This is a genomic window from Streptomyces sp. Ag109_O5-1, from assembly GCF_003814875.1.
GTDB classification, from domain to species: domain Bacteria; phylum Actinomycetota; class Actinomycetes; order Streptomycetales; family Streptomycetaceae; genus Streptomyces; species Streptomyces sasae.
Window position 1 is genome coordinate 3,242,584 of record NZ_RKQF01000001.1, and the last position, 18,856, is coordinate 3,261,439.

The following is an 18,856-nucleotide window of genomic DNA, read 5'->3' on the forward strand; positions in this document are numbered from 1 at the left end:
GCACCCCGACACGACCACACGACCTCGGGAGGAACACATGGCTGACGGCGAGTTCTACGTCGACACCGACGGGCTGCGCAACCAGCTGCCGTATGTGCAGCAACTGGCCGCGCGGTTCCGTGACATCGGCAAGAGCCTGGAGGGCCGGCTCGGCGAACTGGGCGACTGCTGGGGCGACGACGCCTCCGGGCGGCAGTTCTACGAGCAGTACGCCACGCCCAGGAAGCAGATCATCGAGAGCACCGGGCAGATGGGCCAGCTGGTCGACAGCATGCACGACGGCATCCGGACGATGGCCGTCAACCTCGAACGCATGGAGGACCAGAACATCGAGGCGACCAAACGCCTGGGAGCCACCGAGGTCCACCCTGCCGAGTCCCGGGTGAAGAACACCAAGTCATGAGCATCAACCTGCCCCCGGAACTCGGCTGGGTCGCCAAGCTGGCCGTCGGCCAGGACTGGCCCAAGGGCGACGAGGACAAGCTGCGCAGCCTCGGTGAGGCATGGGAGGACGCTGCCCGGCAGCTGACCGCCATCAGTCGCGAGATCGATCCCGCGACCAGTGGTGTGCTGCACAGCATCGGCGGCGAGGTCGCCGACGAGTTCTCCAACTTCACGCAGCAGCTGAAGTCCAATCTCCCCGACATGGCCGACGCGGCCGGTCAGCTGGGCAAGCTGGGCAAGAACACCGGGCTGCAGGTTGAGTATGCGAAGTACATGATCCTGGCGCAGCTGATCTGGCTGGCGGTCGAGATCGCCGAACTCGCCTTCTGGGCGCCCGAGGTGATCCCGGCGCTGGTCACCGGCGTGCGGATGATCGTGAAGATGCTGCTGAAGCGGCTGCTGATCTCGATCGCCACCGGTGTCGGGTTCATGGTCGGCATGGACGCGGTGATCCAGGGGATCCAGTTCCTCAAGGGCGACCGCACCCAGTGGGACACCGCGGCCACGCTGCAGGCCGTGGAGGGCGGCGCGATCGGCGGTGCGATCGGCGGCATCTTCTCCGGTGCCGGCTCGGCGTTCGCGCCGAAGTTCGCGGCCTCGCTGATCGGCAAGGGCGTCATCGGCGGCGTCTCCAGCGTCGTCACCACCGAGGTCATGGAGCAGATCTTCGGCGGCGAGAACGACATGGGCGCCGCCGTGACCTCGGGCATCATCGGCGCGATGGGCGGCGGCGGAGGCCGTCGCAGGTTCGGCGGCGACGAGCACACCGAGATCCACACCCCGGACGTCCATCTGCCGTCCACGGCCGACATCCACCTCCCGAAGGTCCCCTCCGAGGGCGGGTCCGGCTTCCCCGGGGCCGAGAACTTCGACACCGGCGGCCTGGGCAAGGGCGAGGGTCTCGGCAAGAGCAACGGTCTCGGCACGACCGGCCTCGACAAGAACCTGAGCACGGACGTGCCCCACACTTCGGGCACGGGCGGTACGCGGGGAACCGGTACCGGCGGCACGGGCGTGGTCGACACGGGTACGGGCGGTACGCATACGGGAGGGACCCGAGGAGACACCGGGGCCGGTTCGGGCCGCGGCACCTCCGGGAGCAACGGCACATCGCGCGGGACCACCGGCACGAACTCCACCAGCGGCGGCAACCGCGGCGGGACGTCCGGACTGGGGACCAGCCGTCCGACGACCGAGTCGAGGGGCCCGAGCACGGCCGAGGGCGCCACGCGCGGCACGGGCGACACCGCCCCGCACATCCCCACCGAGTCCGCGCCCGCGCCGCACACGTCCTCCGGTGTCCCGGAGCAGACAGGGCGCTCCGGCGGGCTGCCCGGCTTCGAGACCACGTCCAACGGCCACGGCGGGACCGACCACACCGTGACGTCCGTGCCGCACGAGAACACGCCGGCGCCCGACACGGTGGCCCAAGGACACCAGGGCTCAGGCTCCGTGACGGATCATCAGTACGTATCGAGCAGTAGCGGCAGTGCGGTGACGGGCCGTCAGCAACCGCCCGCCTCCGTGGTCGACCGGTCGCAGACCCCGAGCACCGTGTCCGACCGTCCGCAGACCCCCGGCAACGCGACGGACACCCAGCGGGCTCCCGGCCCCGTGTCCGCGCGGCCGGAGACGCCGACCACCGGAACCGACCGGTCGCAGACGCCGACCACCGGCACCACCCAGCCGCAGGCCCCGTCGACCGGGACGAACCGTCCGTCCACCGAGTCCGGGGGCACCCCGCGTCCCACCGTGAGCGTGGAGTCGTCGTCCGCCCCGCGCCAGGAATCCACCGCGGCCCCACAGCCGCGTCCGTCCACCGCCACCAGCAACGGCACCAGCACCAGCACCAGCACCAGCCACTCCCCCGCCACGAACAACGGCACGCGCGGGGACGAAGTCGCGCCCCGGGCGCCCCGCCCGCGCGCGGACACCGGGAGCGGGACGAACACCCCGCAGCACGAGCCGTCGACGCCTCCGGTGCGGCAGTCCACCGGCGACGGACACACGCCCGTCCTGCCGGACGTCCCGCAGCACGAGCCCGGTGCGACACCGCACCCGCAGGACCACCAGGACGGCACCCCCGAGGACCGCTCACCGGGCAGCACGGACGAGCAGCTCCGGCAGCTCGACACCCTCGTCGTGCCCACGCACGACCCGGACCCGCCGACCCCGTTGCACCAGGCCCCGTCCCCGCCGACGACCCGGCCCGTCTCACCCGACGCCGGGATCAGGCAGCGCACCGCCGATCTGGACCGCACCGCGCGTACCGCCGGGATGTCCAAGGACGACCGTGACACGTACACCCGCGCCATCCAGGAGGCCACCGCGTCCGGCGACTGGGACCGCGCCGGACAGCACCTCGCCGACTTCCGGGCCCATGTGGAGACGCGCACCACCAGCCGGCGCTACGAGGCGTTCCACACGCACGCGCAGGGCGGCTTCGAGCGGCTGACCAACCTCACCGGCTCCAAGGAGGAGTGGCAGAGCAAGGTCGACTCGGTCGAGGAGGCGCGCCGCTCCGGAGACCCGGACCTGCTCGACAGCAGGCTCAACGAGTACTCCGCGTACGTCGAGAGCCACGTCCCCTCCGGGACGCTGACCGGTCAGGACGCGCCGCGCCCGTTCCACCAGGACGTCGAGGACGTACGGCAGCGCCTCGCCATGACCACCGACGGGCCCACCGCCGACCGGCTCCGCTCTCAGCTGGACGACCTTCGCAGAGACGCCGAACTGCACGACCGGCTGGCCCGGTTGCGTTCCTCCGCCGAGTCCGATCCCGAGACCGCGGCGCTGCACGAGCGGCTCGACAACGCCAGGACGCCGGACGAGGCCGACCGCGCGCTGCGGGACTTGCAGGAACACCGGGAACTGCAGGAGTTGCAGCAGCGCCTCGACCATCTCAAGTCGGACGAGCCGACGCCGGAGCGCGCCCCGGAGCGGGGCAGCGAGGAGGACCTGCGCCGCCGTCTCGACGCCCTCAACGACGGTGCGGACGACCGCGAGCGCGAACTGCGCGAGCAGGTCGACCGGGCCGCCACCGCCGACGAGGCCGACCGCGCGCTGCGCGAGCTCCACGACCACCGCGAGGAGCAGCAGTTCCAGCAGCGGCTCGACCGGCTCAAGTCGGACACCTCCGAGGACCACCACCCCACCGAGCAGGAGCTGCGCGAGCGCCTCGACGCGCTCCACGACGGGGAGGGGGACCCCCGCGCCGCCGAGCTGCGCCGGCAGGCTCAGGAGGCGACCGGCGAGCGGGAGGCCAAGGACGCCCTCGACAAGCTGGACCGGCACCTGGGCCGGCGCGAGCAGGACCGCCAGGACCAGGTGCGCGAACTGACGGACCGGCTGGAGCAGTTGCGGGATCAGCGCACCGAACAGCTCCTCGGGGGCGACTCCCGCGCTGCCGAGGACACCGGGCGCCGGATCGACGAGGTGCGCGAGGAGCTGTCCGCGCACCAGACGTACGACGAACGCACCAGCACGCTACGGCAGGAGCTGGCGCAGCAGACCGGGAACCCCGAGGCCCAGGGCCACCTCGACCGCATCACCACCGGAACCGACCAGCACGGCGGCACCGACGAGCACACGCCCACCGGCGAACACACACCGGCCGAGGAGCACGCACCGGCCGACGAACACACCACGCCCGCGCACGGCGGGACCTCCGCGGAGGGGAACGCGGTCAAGGTCCCCGCGGACCACTCCCCCACCCGCGACCAGCACTCCTCTGAAGAGCAGGGGACGAAACCGGACACCGGCTCGCGGCCGCCGCACGAGGAACAGCCGCCCCGCCAGGACCAGGGGAACGAGCAACTCGTCGCCCATCGCCCCTCCGAGGACGGCTCGGAGTCCGGCTCGGAGTCCGGCCGGTCGGACGAGGACTCGACCGATCCCCGCCACCATCCGGTGCCCAGCACCAAGGGACTGGACGACCTGCGCAGTCCCGGCCCGCCGCCCCGGATGCGGCTGGACCGCACCCCGCGCTATGTGGTGCGCTCCGGCTTCGACCAGCGGCGGTTCACCGTCGGCGACACCCCGTACACCGATCTGACCGTGCGCGTGGCGCTGCGCGACGACGGCTCGGGCCTGCACAACGCCGACGACACCTGGAAGCGGGCGCAGCAGGGCGTCAAGCAGTACTTCAACGACCCGAAGTACACGCTGCCCAACGGCGACCGGCTGCATGTCACCATCGAGCGCGTCGGCCCCGGCGACAAGCCGCACCTGACCGTCGACCTGGTGGGCGGCGACCACGGCATGGACCAGCGCAGCTGGACGCCGGGGGCCAAGCCCGTCGAGTACGCGCACGAGATCTCCCACCAGCTGGGGCTGCGCGACGAGTACGCGGACGAGACCGCACCGCAGCGCCCGCACATCCCGGGCAGCCTGCTGGGCGACCTCCACCAGCGCCCCGAGCACCAGGAACTCACCCACGGCGGCCTGCGCGACCGTCATCTCCAGCTCCTCGGCGCCCTCACCGCGGGCCACGACGATCTGCTCTCCCACCAGGGCCACACCGGCGACCACCAAACGGACCACCCGCAGGACCACACCGGCGAGTCGGTCGCGCCGAGGGGGCCGCAGCCGGGCACCCTGCACGACTACCTGCCCGAGAACGAGTGGTGGAAGTTCTACATCGACCCCAAGAACCACGCCGAGGCACAGACCGCCTACCCGCACGACCCCGGCTCGTACTACGACCACGACCGCTCTCCCGGCTTCCAGAAGGGCATGGTCGCGGCCTACACGAAGTTCCTCGGTGACTCCGAGACGGTCAAAACGCCGATGGACGCGTCGTCGTACCGGACGATGCACGGTCTGGCGACGAGTCACCTCGGCCGCGATCTCGACTGGTCCGGCGGCCGTCCCACGCATTTCCCGTTGCGCGGCGAGACACTGGCCCCCGACATCTTCGACGAGAAGGTCGGGGACCGGGCCCTCGTCTACGACATGACGACGCACGACTGGTCCAAGGGTCTGCCCAAGCCGCAGCCGGCCACCATCCTCACGCGCTTCCTGCACAACAACCCGGCGCTGTCGACCAACTACCGCAAGGGCGAGGCGCCCGGTCTCGTCGACACGGTGTTCCACCAGCACTACGAGCGGGTCGCCGAGCCCGGCGTCGACGACAGGACGAAGCTCGCCTCGATCGCCCGTACGGTCCGGTCACTGCATGTGATCCACCCCTTCGAGGACGGCAACCTCCGTTCCAACGTCCAGATCCTGCTGCCCAAGCTGCTGCTGGAGCAGGGCTACCGGCCGATCGTGCCGGACGACATGTACAGCCTGTTCCAGGGCGGCCGCTCGGTGAACGAGATGGTCGACTCCCTGGTGCGCAACGGCGCCCTGGACACCGCCCGGCCGCACCTGTCCGGCGACCAGGGCTCCTCGGACCAGGTGGCGCCGAAACTCCCCGGCCCCTCCACCGACGACACCGGCGCGCACGACGGCACCCAGCACCTGCCTCCGTCGGTGTCCGACGACCAGAGCCACGGACAGCACCAGCAGCACGACGATCCGACGGACGACCCCGCCTGGCAGCACGCGCGTGACCAGGCACCCGCGGTCCCACGCCGGCACACCTGGGTGGACCCGGTCTCCGACCCCACACGGCAGCACGAACCGGCGACCACGTCGCACGAGGACCGGTCCACGCCGCACCAGGAACACACGACGACGCACGAGGAACAGGCGACGTCCACTTCGCCGAAGCCGGGCGAGGTCGACGCGCACTCGGCGCGTCAGACCTACGGCATGCCGGAGAAGAACTTCAAGGGCTTCCGCGATATCGCCCGGGACAAGGGCCTGGTCATCGACGTCCGCCCGACCAACCCCACCGCACCCAAATGGCTCGACGCCGGAGCCATGGCCAAGCCACAGGCCATCAAGGCCAAGACCATCAACGAGGCCGACGTCCACCTCGGCGCCGACCCCAAGAACATCGGACTCGTCGGCTACTTCAAGCCCAGGACGCCCGACCGGAGCACCGTCCCCCCGGGCGACTGGGACAAGGTCCTCTCCCGCCACAACCAGCGCTCGACCGAATACCGCGAACTCGCCGCGAAGATGGCGGCGTACGAGACGGACAACAAGTTCACCGTCAAGGACGGCGTGGTCTACGGCATCGACGAGGGCGGCGCCCAGCGGCCCATCACCGGCGACCACGACCTGTTCGACATCTCCACCCCGGGCGGCACGCGGATCCCGCATCCCGAACACGACGCGCTGATCAAGGAGATGCAGGCCAAGGACATCGCCGTCATGCACGGCGCCCACATGTTCTGGAACCCGCCTTCCCCCTTCAGCAAGACCGTCTTCGACAAGATCGTCGGCTCCCACCAGGGCCCCGACGGCGAACCGCTGCTGCGCTTCCGCCCCGAGAACGACCACGCCGAACTCACCTGGACCGAACCGCTCAAGACCGGTGAGGTCAACTCGTACACGGCGCGCCAGACCTATGGCATCCCGGAGAAGAACTTCAAGGGCTTCCGCGATATCGCGCGGAACAAGGGCCTGGTCATCGACGTCCGCCCGACCAACCCCACCGCACCCAAATGGCTCGACGCCGGAGCCATGGCCAAACCGCAGGACATCAAGGCCAAGACCATCAACGAGGCCGACGTCCACCTCGGCGCCGACCCCAAGAACATCGGACTCGTCGGCTACTTCAAGCCCAAGACTCCCGACCAGGCCAGCGTTCCTCCCGGCGACTGGGACAAGGTCCTCTCCCGCCACAACCAGCGCTCCACCGAATACCGCGAACTCGCCGCGAAGATGGCGCTGCTGGACAAAAAGAACAAGTTCACCGTCGTGGACGGCGTGGTCCACGGCATCGGTGAGGACGGCATCCAGCGGCCCATCACCGGCGACCACGACCTGTTCGACATCTCCACCCCGGGCGGCACCCGCATCCCGCTGGAGGAGCACGACGCGCTGATCAAGGAGATGCAGACCAAGGACATCGCCGTCATGCACGGCGCCCATATGTTCTGGAACCCGCCCTCCCCCTTCAGCAAGTCCATCTTCGACAAGATCGTCGGCTCCCACCACGGTCCCGACGGCGAACCGCTGCTGCGCTTCCGCCCCGAGAACGACCACGCCGAACTCACCTGGACCCGGCCTCCGGAGGAGTCGCGCAAGGACGACACCCCGTCGGACGACGGCACGGACAAGGACACCCGCGGCGGCCGGGACCAGCAGGACCCCAAGGACCACGAGGAACCCAAAGACCACCAGGAGCCCAAGGATCACGAGGAGCCCAAGGACTCCAAGGACCACGGCGACCACCAGGACCAGGGGGACCAGCACAAGGACGAGGGGAATCAGCACAAGGACGAGGAGCAGGGACAGACCCTCACCAAGGAAGAGCCCCGCGAGAAGCCGCAGCAGGAGCCCCTCGACCAGGAGGCGCCCAAGACGCACACCCTGGACAAGACCGAGGACGCCCCCAAGACCGAGGACGCCCCCAAGGACGAGCCGGAGAAGGACCACACCCCGGCCAAGGACCACACTCCCGCCAAGGACGACAGCACCTCCGGCGACGAGGAGAAGGAGAAGCTGCCCGCGCCCCCGCAGAAGGACCCCGAGCCGGTCCTCGACGGACGGCACACGGAGTCCCTCGCCGGCAAGAAGATCACCGAGGACCCGGGTCCGGAGGGCGTGCGTACGCGGGTCGAGACGCTGCTCGGCGGCCACGGCAAGGACACGTCCGTCGTACAGCGCCTGGACGCCGCCCTCGATCCCGCCAACTTCCGCAAGCAACACGGCGCGATGGTCAACGGCGGCTGGCGCTTCACCGTCCACGTGGACGGCAGGCCCTACGAGGTCGAGGTGAAGGCCACCGCCTCCCCCTGGCGCCTCGACACCACGACCGATGCCGCCAAGGACAACGACGGCGAGGGCTTCGGCGTACCGTCCGAGTCGACGCGCGACTCCGACCCGCGCAAGATTGAGATGACCTCCTCCGAGGCGGGCCTGGAGTTCGGGCCGACCGTCATCCGTCCCGTCAACAGCGAACTGTCGGTCCTCGTCACCCCCTCCGGGAAGCTGGGCGGCGTCACGCACGGCCGTGAGACCACGGTCAAGTCGTCGTCCCAGACGGCGAACCAGATCGCCTTCACCGGCAAGACCGACAGCTACACGTCCGACTTCACCTACCAGGTGAAGGTCACGGACCATCAGGGCATCCAGCTCGGCGCCAAGGGGACGCATGACGCCGTCACCGGCAAGGTTCGCGCCGACGTGCCCCGGCCGGAGGACCTGGCCGACGGCCGGCCGCGCACCTGGCAGGGCTGGGACCCCGCACGCACGGACCAGCCGGACACCTCCGCCGCACCGGCCTCCCGGACCCCCGGGCCCGCCTCCGGCCACCCGGTGTCGATCACCGGGCTCGACACGGCACGGAACGCGGTCTACGAGGCGCTGCCGCGCGAGGCGCGCCCCGACGGCACCGCGCACCGGGACATCGAGGACTTCTTCCAGCCGTCCAATGTCATCAACGAGTTCGAGCACGCCTCGGGCTGGGGTCTGCTGTCGAAGCCGCTGACGCTCAGCGACGGCAGCAGGGCCCAGCTGCAACTGACGGTGGAGCCCGACGACTCCCGGGCCCTGCACACCGTGGACGACAAGGCCACCCTGGGGTCGAAGTCGACGGGCGAGCACGGCCAGAACCGTACGGAGAACAGTTCCTGGTCACTGGGGCTCAGCGGCGGCGCCACCGGCCAGGTGTGGAAGGCCAAGGACGGCTCCGAGTCCACGTGGCTGACCGGTACCGCCGGCTACACGGGTTCCAGCAACCTCACCCACGGCACCAAGGGCAAGAACGCCATCGGCACCGAGTCCAGCCATGAGCACTCCGGCAAGGCCGACCTGGTCGCGACCAACGTACGGCTGCGGGTCCAGCTGATCCGGCACCGGTTGCAGCCGGGGCTCGACGGGCTGCACGGCACCAGCACCACGAAGATCGGGGACCACACCCCGCCGCCCTCCGAGCAGCGTCCGACGGACGCCGCCGACCACATCGCCATCACCATCAACCCGCAGAACGGCGAGGTGCTGCGCGCCGTCCCGCACGAGGGATCCACGCCCGCCACCACCGGCGACCACCCGCCGCTCGACGCGGGCCGGCTCACCGGCCCGGTCACGGCCCAGCGCACCACGTTCCTGGACTTCCCCGGTTCCTCGGAGCTGGAGGACCACATCGTGCGCGAGATGTGGAAGAGCTCGCCCGGTGTGCTGCCGCCGCCGGAGGCGATCCACCCCCAGCGCCAGTCGTTGCCCGCGCCCTCCTGGGCGGCCAGGCCGTCGCCCTTGGAGGAGGTCGATGGCTACTTCCTTGTACGGACCCCGAGAACCGGAGACGCCCCCGGCACCACCACGGCGCACGACGGTGCGAGCACCGCGAACCGTCCCCGGATCACCCCCGAGGCATGGGAGAACCTGCGTTCGCTGCGCCAGCAGCTCGCCCCCTCACGGCTGCGCGACTCCGGTCCGATGCTGCTCGACGGCTCCTACCGGATCACGCTGAAGGGCTCGCATCTGCCACTGCGCGAGGGCAGGACCCACGAGATCCTGATCAAGGCCGAGCCGTCCAAGGGCGACTACGTGCGCTCGGGCAAGTCGACGACGAAGGCCGTGACCACCCGGACGACCGGGGCCGACAAGACCGTCACGCGCAGTTCGAAGCACGTCGTCAACCTGGCGGGCAACGTGCGCAGTTCGCTGGACCACCCGGATGTGACGCGCGGCTTCGCCATCGGCAGCCTCGACATCACCGCGCACAACCCCTCGCACGGTCTGACCACGGGTGCCGAGACCGAGGTCAAGCGGCAGTTCTCCCTGGAGGCGGACACCGACGTCTACGCCCACCCGGTGACGTACCACGTCATGGTCGGCGTCGAGAACCCGGAGCAGCCCACCACACATCTGTCCACCGACGCGCCCTCGCCCCATATGCAGCACACCAGGCAGGTGAAGCCGGACGGCCGCCTCACGGTCGAGGTCGCGCGGAAACCGGAGACCACCGGCACCGATACCGCGCCGCCGCGGACCATCCCCGAGCTTGATGTGCTGCCGCAGCGCCACGCGATCCGCCATGTCACCGGCTCCGACGACTTCCGGGACACCGCGAAGCGGTCGCTGACCAGCGCCTTCGAGAGGAAGAACGAGGCGTCGACGCCCGACCTGAAGGATGCCCTGGACGGCATCACCGACGAGGACCACCTGCGGTCCATGGTCTCCGCCTCGCACGGCGGGTGGGCCAACAGCGGTGACGAGCAGGTCGGTTCGGGCCGCAACCGCGACACCATCGGACTGTCGACCCGGACGCGTCTGAGCAACTTCAGGTTCCACGAGACGCTGCCCGGCGAGGGCAAGCTGGAGATCGAGACCAAGTCCAGCGGGTCCACCGCGGTGGCGGACAAGACCTCCCGGGCCTTCAAGGCGGGACTCGGCTTCGACGCCGGGCGTTTCCCGTCCAAGGACAGCCCCGACGCGTCCCTTCAGGTGCGCGGCGGTGTCAAGGGCAAGGGCGGCGCCGGCCACAACATCAGCGAGAACGTCAAGCAGAAGATGACCACGTCGCGGAAGGCGGCGTACAAGGGCACCTGGCACGTCTACGAGGCGGACGCGGACGTCACCGTCCAGGGCCGCGTCACGGACTGGAAGGGCAACGTCACCCTCGGAGACCCGCAGACCAGCAAACACCGCGTCATCGTGCTGCTCTCCGACGACGACGTACGCAAGCTCGGCAGCGACCGGACCGGCGACACCAGCACTCCGGCCCCCTCCGGCACACGTCAGGCGCCGCTGCTGACCTCCGGACTGCTCGGCGGGGCCACCGCCGACATCCCGAAGTCCGACGAGATCCTCGGCGAGATCGACCGGCAGATCCGCCGGCTGGACACGCCCGCCGACGTACCGGAGACGGCCCTGCCGTTCGCGGGGACGTTCTCGCCGGAGAACCTCTCGGCCAACTACGAGGACCTGGTGGGCCGGGGCATCCTCGACCACCATGTCCACGAGTCCCGCACCCAGCGCGTGATCACCGAGGTGCTGGTGCGCGGCATCCCGCAGGACAAATGGACCGACGAGGGCGACCACTCCACCGGCGACACCACCCGCAAGGTCACCATCGCGCAGACGGTCAAGGGCGGCACGGGCCACAACTGGTCGCTGGGCGCCGACGGCAACTTTCGGGTGTCCTACGCGCCCGTGGTCAAGCCCAGGCCCGGCCAGGACGCGGCCGAGGTCAAGGCCGAGGAGAAGAAGTCCGGTCTGGGCAGCGTCGCGTGGGCCCCGTCCGGCGGCGGCGAGGGCAGCCGGACCAAGAGCGCGGACAGCGGTGTCACCACCAAGGTCGAGCACAAGACGTCGAAGTTCGGCGACACGGTGAAGTTCTCCAACCGTATGCGCTTCGAGGTCACCGTGACCCAGCGCACCGAGTACGGACGCTTCGTCAACCTCGCCAAGCCCCGGCCCGTCGACCCGTCGTGGCCGGTCCATGCCTACGTCCCCAAGTCACTCACCGAGACCGCCGAACAGGCCGCCGCACGCCGGCCGGAGCCGAGCCCGCAGTCGCCACGGCCGCCGCAGGTCCACGACGGCGGCAACACCATGGAGATGCAGCCGGTCACCGCCTCGCAGGCCGACCGGGACCGCTGGCAGGCGTCGCTGGACTCCGCCCACGACCTCGTGGGGTTCGACAACCCCGACGCACTGCTCGACCACGCGCAGACGGTGCTCACCACGCCCCGTCCCTGGTCCGACAGTGCACTCGGCAAGGCCGGCTCTGCCATTTCCTGGGGGCTGGGCTCGGCCGCCTCGACGGTCGGCCGCTGGGCCGGGACCATGACCCCCGACGCCGCGCACAAGCTGGTCAGCTCCTTCATCTCCGACCCCCGGCTGGACGGCACCGGCAACCCCTTGGTCAGGGAGCAGCGCCTGCCGCTGGAGCAGCAGGTGTCGCTGCGCCAGGCATTGTCCTCGTCCACCCTGCCCACGGTCTTCCACCAGCTCAAGGACACCGCGAACGGCTATCGCACGGTCCCGTTCGGCGCCGACGGCAGGACCGGCCTGGAAGTCCATCTGCAGCCCACCGGGGAGGCACAGGAGATCTCCACACGGGACACGGGCAGCGACGAGATCACCGTCTCCACGGAGCACGAGGCGTCCACGACCGCGAGCAACGGTCTCAACGCGAGCCTGACGCCCCTGAACGTCCCCGTGATCACCAAGAACCCGGCCGTCGTCGTTCCCCTCCCGACGAACGCCCTGAAGATCGACCGCGACCAGACGTTCGAGAGCAGCTCGCCGGTGACCCGCGCGCCCGGCGTCCCGACCCACACCCTCGCACCCCCGGACCTCCCGCACGGCAAGGAGGCCGCCGAACCCGGCAAGGCCACGCTCAAGGGCGCGCATGTGCTGATGCGGCAGCCGGTACGGCTGACCACCCAGAAGTACGACGAGAACGGCACGTACGGGAACACCTCGCAGACCGACGGCCACGTCTACTACTGGACGGCCAAGAAGACCGACGACACCACGCAGCAGGTGAAGGACGCGGAGGGCACCAAGCAGCAGGCCAAGACTTCGGGAGACGTCGAGTCACCGGCCAAGACCCCTCAGGACGTCAAGGAACCCGAGAAGACGCACGAGGCGGTCAAGCCCGCCGAGGACACGCCGGACGTGGTCAAGCCTCCGGTGAAGGCACCGGAGGTGAAGGCACCAGAGGTGAAGGCACCAGAGGTGGCCCCGGAAACCCCTGCACCGATCGCCACGCACGATGCGACCACGATCACGATCACGACCAAGACCACAACCGCAACCGCAACCGCAAGCACAGGCACAGGCACAGGCACAGGCACAGGCACAGGCACAGGCACCACCAGCCAGACCACGCCCACCACCACGCACCACGTCACCGCCGACGTCCAGCAGACGAAACCGGATACGTCGGAGTCCACGGTCGTCCAGCAGCCGACGCCCCGCGTCCAGGTGCCCGGCGACGGCCGGTGTCTGCTGTACTCCGTGGTGGCGAGCACCCCGCCCGAGCACTGGCCCGCCGCACTGCGCCAGGGCTCCTCCGGGAACGCGCACACCCAGCACGAAGCGGTGCTGCGCCAGATACACACCCAGCGAGGCCCCGTCAGGTCCGACAGCCCCCTGGGCCGCGCCGCGGAAGCCCTCCGCCAGGACGTGCTGCGCTACGTACAGACGACGCGGGCGGAGCATCTCCCGTTCGACGTGACCGAGTTGTACCGCCGCAGCCAGGAGAACCAGCTCCGGCAGCAACTGCAGACCCAGAACCTCGACGCCCTCCAGGCGCGGTTGAAGGCCAACGGGGTCGACCACGTCCTGTCCCCGGACTGGCTCCGTCCGGAAGCTCTGCGCAATCTCTACGTGGACGCGCGGACCGAGGAGCTGATGGGCGCACCGCACCATCTCCCCGCGCAGGAAGCGGCCGAGCGGGCGGCCAACGAGGTGCCGGAGACGACGGACCACCAGGGCAACTGGACCCTGGGAGACACCGCCCTGGCACCGCGCGCCCAGTTCGACTACGTCACCGGGCGTTCCGGCCTCCCCCTGCCCCTGGACTACATCGACAGCCATGACCGTATGGTCGGCGCTGTCGTCGACTCGGCGCTGCACCGGCCGTTGACGCAGGCGGAGCACCGGGCGCTGATCAGGGCCCTGGAGAACTGGGTGCCTGGCAACGACGCGTGGAACACCAACGAGGGCGAGATGTTCCCCGCGCTGGTGGCCCACACCCTCGGCATCCAGCTGCGTACGTTCCAGTCGACCGGCGGCGGCACGGCCCATCTGCGCACGGTCGGACCGGAGAACACCGGCCGTTCGGCCGATGTGTACTACAACGGCCGCAACCACTACGACGCCAGCCAGGCCCCGACGCGGCGCCCGCCCGTCATGACCGAAGAGGTCGCCCCCAAGGCCCCGAGGGCGCCCCTGTCCGCCCCCGCCACTCCCACCACGAGCGCCACAAGCACCACACACGCCCCGGCCACCGACCACACATCGCCCCGGCAGACCCGCGACGGCGACCATCACACCCCGACCACCGTCACGCCCCGTCGCGGCCTGAACCACGCACCGCGCTTCGTGGTGCGATCCGCCTTCGACGCGCGCGCCTTCCGCGTCGGCGAGAACACCGTCACCGACCTGACCGTGCGCGTCGCCTTCCGGGACGGCTCGGGGCACGACACCGAGACCCCGTGGCAGCGGCTGCAACAGGGCGCCGAGGACTACTACAACCGGCCGGGGCACCGCCTCCCCGACGGCAGCCTGCTGCATGTGACGGTGGAACGCGTGGCCGAGGACGCCGATCCCCATCTGGTCGTCGATCTCGCCGGCCACGACCGCCCCATGGACCAGCGCACCTGGTGGCCGGACGCGGATCCCGTCGCGTACGCCCACGAGCTGGGCCACCAGCTCGGTCTGCGCGACGAGTACCGCGAGGACGACGAGGAGCCGGGCCGCGCGCAGGTGCCGGGCAGCCTGCTGGGCGACTTCCACCAACCGGCGCCGTACGGTCTCGCCCAGGGCGGGCTGCGCGGCCGTCACCTCCAGCTGCTCGGCGCGCTCGTCGGGGACGTCCGGGGGCCCGGCACGGGCCACGGTGCGGGCCACCCCGAGACCCAGGAGCCCCCGAGGACGTCGTCGGACTCCGCCGACGACGTCCCCGCCCCGGACGCACGGCAACACACGGACCGCACCCCGCTGTCGCAGGACCCCCGCTGGCACGACGCCCGCTCGGCCGCCCCGCCGGTGACCCGGCGCCATGCCTGGGTCGACCCGGTGACCGACCCGCACCGCGGCACGGCCTCGCAGCACGAGACCGCGGCCCAGGACCCGCACATGCCACGGAGCGAGCACGACGCTCCGGGGACGTACCGGGACGAGGAGCAGGACTGGTCGCGGGTCCTGGAGGAGTACACGGAGGAACGGGCACGCGAGCACGAGTGGCTGGACCGCCTCTACGGCGACTCACTCGACCCGGAGGCGTACGACAGCGCCCACGGCGCCCTCCTCACGCTGCGGGCGATGGATCTGCCCGGTGCGACAGCGGACACGGCCGACCGCACGCACCTGGAGTCGCTGGCCCGCCAGGTGCTGCATCTGGACACCGAGCCGACCGAGGACGACTACCGGCACCTGCTGTCGCTCACCGCGAACGCCGGACCCGAGTCGATCACGGACGCCTCCGCGCTCGCCGCGCACTTCCTGGTGACGGAACACGACGCGCTGGACGACCACACCGCGCTGGTCGACGGGTCGGGATACGCGGCCGGGCGCGACTGGACGGGTTCGAGGGCGAACCCGCCGGACCTGACGAAGTACACGGTGACCGGTCCGGACGGGCGGCCGACAGAGCATCCGGCACCGTGGCACGACCCGTATGTGGTCACCGCGCAGGGGACCCCGGACCACCTCGTCCTGATGGCGGGCGGCCGCGCGATCCATGTGACCGACCCGGAGGAGTTCGCCGCACTCGTCGCCCGTGACCCGCTGCGCGGCGAGGGCCAGGACATCCTGCTGGTCGTCTCCGGGGGGCAGGACCACGGGCTCGCCCAGTCCATCGCGTCCCGGACCGGGACCGCCGTGTGGTCGACCGACTCGCATGTGAGTATCACGACCGACTGGGAGACCGGAGCCGAACACCTCGACCTGCTCGGGGGGAGCGGCGGCTGGGCGCTGCTCCTGGGCGGCGAGGGCGGCCTGGGGGACCTGTTCGACGGGCTCGGTCTCGGCCACGACTCCGCCGCGGAGGACCACACCGCCCCCGTGTCCCCGGACCACGCCCCGGTGACGCACCCCGTGGCACCGGGTCACGACCCCGGTGGCCCCGACTACGCGAGCAAGCTGCACCCGCCGCGGGACGCCGCGGAGTCGGCGCTGTCTCCGACGGATCTGGTGGACCGCCTCCGGGCCCGGCCGCTGACGACCACCGACTACCGGGTGATCGGCACCACCCCCGACACCGTGCTGTTCGAAGAACCGACCGGCATGTACCACGCCGCCTTCGACTACCGCCGGACAAGCTCCGACAACGTCCCGCAACTGACGGTGCCCGCGCAGGGCATGAGGCAGACACTGGTCGACGAGCACCCGCCGTTGCATGTCTCGGGGGACCTGTCGCTGGCCCACCGTCAGTACGGCTACGGCCAGCAGGTCTTCGCCACCGCCAAGGCCGTCGAAGCGGCCAACCGGCAGTTGTCGCTCGCGGGCAGCCTGGTGAGGCTCAAGGCGGACGGCCTGGCGCTGCACGTCGGCGACGGCAAGGGCGGCCATCGCGAACTGGTCCGTGTCACCCCGCAGTTCCTCACCCGCTCCGGAAAGTCGGAGGAGGAGGTCTGTCGTGACTTCGCCCAGATGGTGTCGGGCGGCGTGCCCGCGTCACATGTGGTCTTCCGGGATCCCGACGGCTCCGGGGTGGCCACGGGGCCGATCAATGCACTGGGACGCACCGAGGTCACCGGCATCCACTACCTCGCGGAGGCTCTCGGCCAGGTGGCCGACGGCCGGGAGCCGACCGGGCCCATGGATCCGTCGTGGGCCGCGCGCCAGGTGCTGCGGGACGACCGGCTCATCGCCGAGAGCGACGGTCCCACACCGGGCGAGTCCTACGGCAGCGCGCTGAGCTACGACCCGCTGGACAACCCGCGACGCGACGTGCTCTCCGACGCGGCGCACGGGATCGGCATCAACGAGCACGCCTGGGCGAAGGTCGGCGAGACCTACCTCGTGCACTCGATCAACGCGCTGGACGAGAACGGCTACCCGAGCCTGGCGCACAACTACGCCAAGCCGAGCGCGCCGGAGGGCCGCCACTTCGGCTACCACTTCGCCGCCGTCGTGCTCTCCAGTGAGGACGGCAAGCACCAGATCACGCTGGAGAACTTCGCCCGGCGCGCCCAGATCGCGGGCACCATGCGATCGGTCGTGGCGGAGAACCTCACCAGAACCTCGCCGAACGGTTTCCGGAGGCTGCACGCGGCCGTCGGCGACGAGCTGGACCGTCAGCGGGCGAGGGGTGCCGACGAAGCCACGCTCAAGAGGCTGGGCCGCCATCTGGACCTGGTCGACGCGCTCACCAAGGCGGCGGACGCGCGGCGAGCAGTCGGTGCGACGGCTCCGGGGAGTCCGCAGGAAGCGGCCGCCAGGGCGGAGTACGAGCGTACGGTCAAGGTCGCCGAGGCGCGGATGAAGCAGGCGGCGGACCTGCCCAAGGGCAGCGAGCTCTGGCACTTCCGGATGTTCTCCCAGCGGCCCGGTGAGACCATGCACGAGGTGAGCGCGGACCTCCTCAGCTCCACTCCGTCGGCCGAGGCCAACCCGCTGACGTCCGTGATCGTGCACGGTCACCGGCTCCCCCAGGTGGACATCGGGTTCGACCAGGGCTCCCGGCAGATCAACAAGGTCGAGGCGCGCAAACTGACCTACGTGGCCGAGCACGTGGTGCGCGCCGGGCTGTGGAACCACCACAACGGACTGCCGCTGCCGCGGCTCACCGTGACCGGGCGCGGCACCAACCGCCGTCCCACGCTGGGCGGGGTCTTCCCCGACAGCGCCCAGGTCCGGGCCGACACCGTCCACCGGGAACTCCGGGACCGGCTGGACCGCCACCTCATCAACTACCAGCACGGTTCGGCACAGCCGCATCTGACCGCGGCCGACTTCCCGGTCACGGTCACCACCGAGCACGGCAGCCGGACGACGGTGTCGGTGCACGATCCCCGGCAGGGCGACGCCCCCGCGGCCCCGCCGACCCGCTCCCGCCGGGGGCCGGGCAGCACGGACGTACAGCCCCGGGCGCCCCGGCCCCCGCAGGAGCTGCACCACACGGCGCAACCACAACCGCATGCCGCGCCACACGAGGCCGCGCCGCTGGACGGCATGCCGCAGGAGAGCGTGCCGCAGCCGTCCTACCGCAACGAGCGGCTGACCATCGGAGGGGTCGAGTTCGCGGACGGATCGTCCGAGCTGACGGGACCCCAGCGGGAGACGGTGCACCGGCTGGCCGCCGAGGTGGCATGGGCCTCGCTGGCGAACGTCAGGGCGGGCTTCCCGCCGCCCCGCGTCGAGGTGGTCGGCCACGCCAACGGGCTACGGGGCGGTCTCCCGCACTTCGGCGAGGCGCTCCGGCGCGGACAGGCGCGCGCGGACGGCGTGGCCGACATGTTCCGCTCGGCGCTGGCAGTCCATCTCGCGCGTCTCCAGGCCGACTCGGAGACCGCCATGGCCCCCGAGGACATCGAGATCACAACGCGCTCCGAGGGCAACGCGCTGCCCGACGACAGCACACCGGACGCGGATCCGACGAACGCACGACGCCGTACGCACATCCTGATCGACCTGCCCCGTCCCCGGACCGCCGAGGAGTGACGAGCCGACG

The 18,856-nt window shown here is 70.8% G+C and carries 2 protein-coding genes; both read left to right on the forward strand.

The genetic code is table 11. From position 1 onward, the window contains the following. Positions 1-37: 37 nt before the first annotated feature. On the forward strand, positions 38-403 hold the full coding sequence (locus EDD90_RS14600) for a WXG100 family type VII secretion target (protein WP_123973438.1): 366 nt from the start codon (positions 38-40) through the stop codon (positions 401-403). Next, a complete protein-coding gene (locus EDD90_RS14605) occupies positions 400-18,846 on the forward strand; it encodes a hypothetical protein (protein ID WP_123973439.1) in 18,447 nt (6,148 codons plus the stop codon). The genes EDD90_RS14600 and EDD90_RS14605 overlap by 4 nt, the downstream gene beginning before the upstream one ends. Positions 18,847-18,856: the final 10 nt, after the last annotated feature.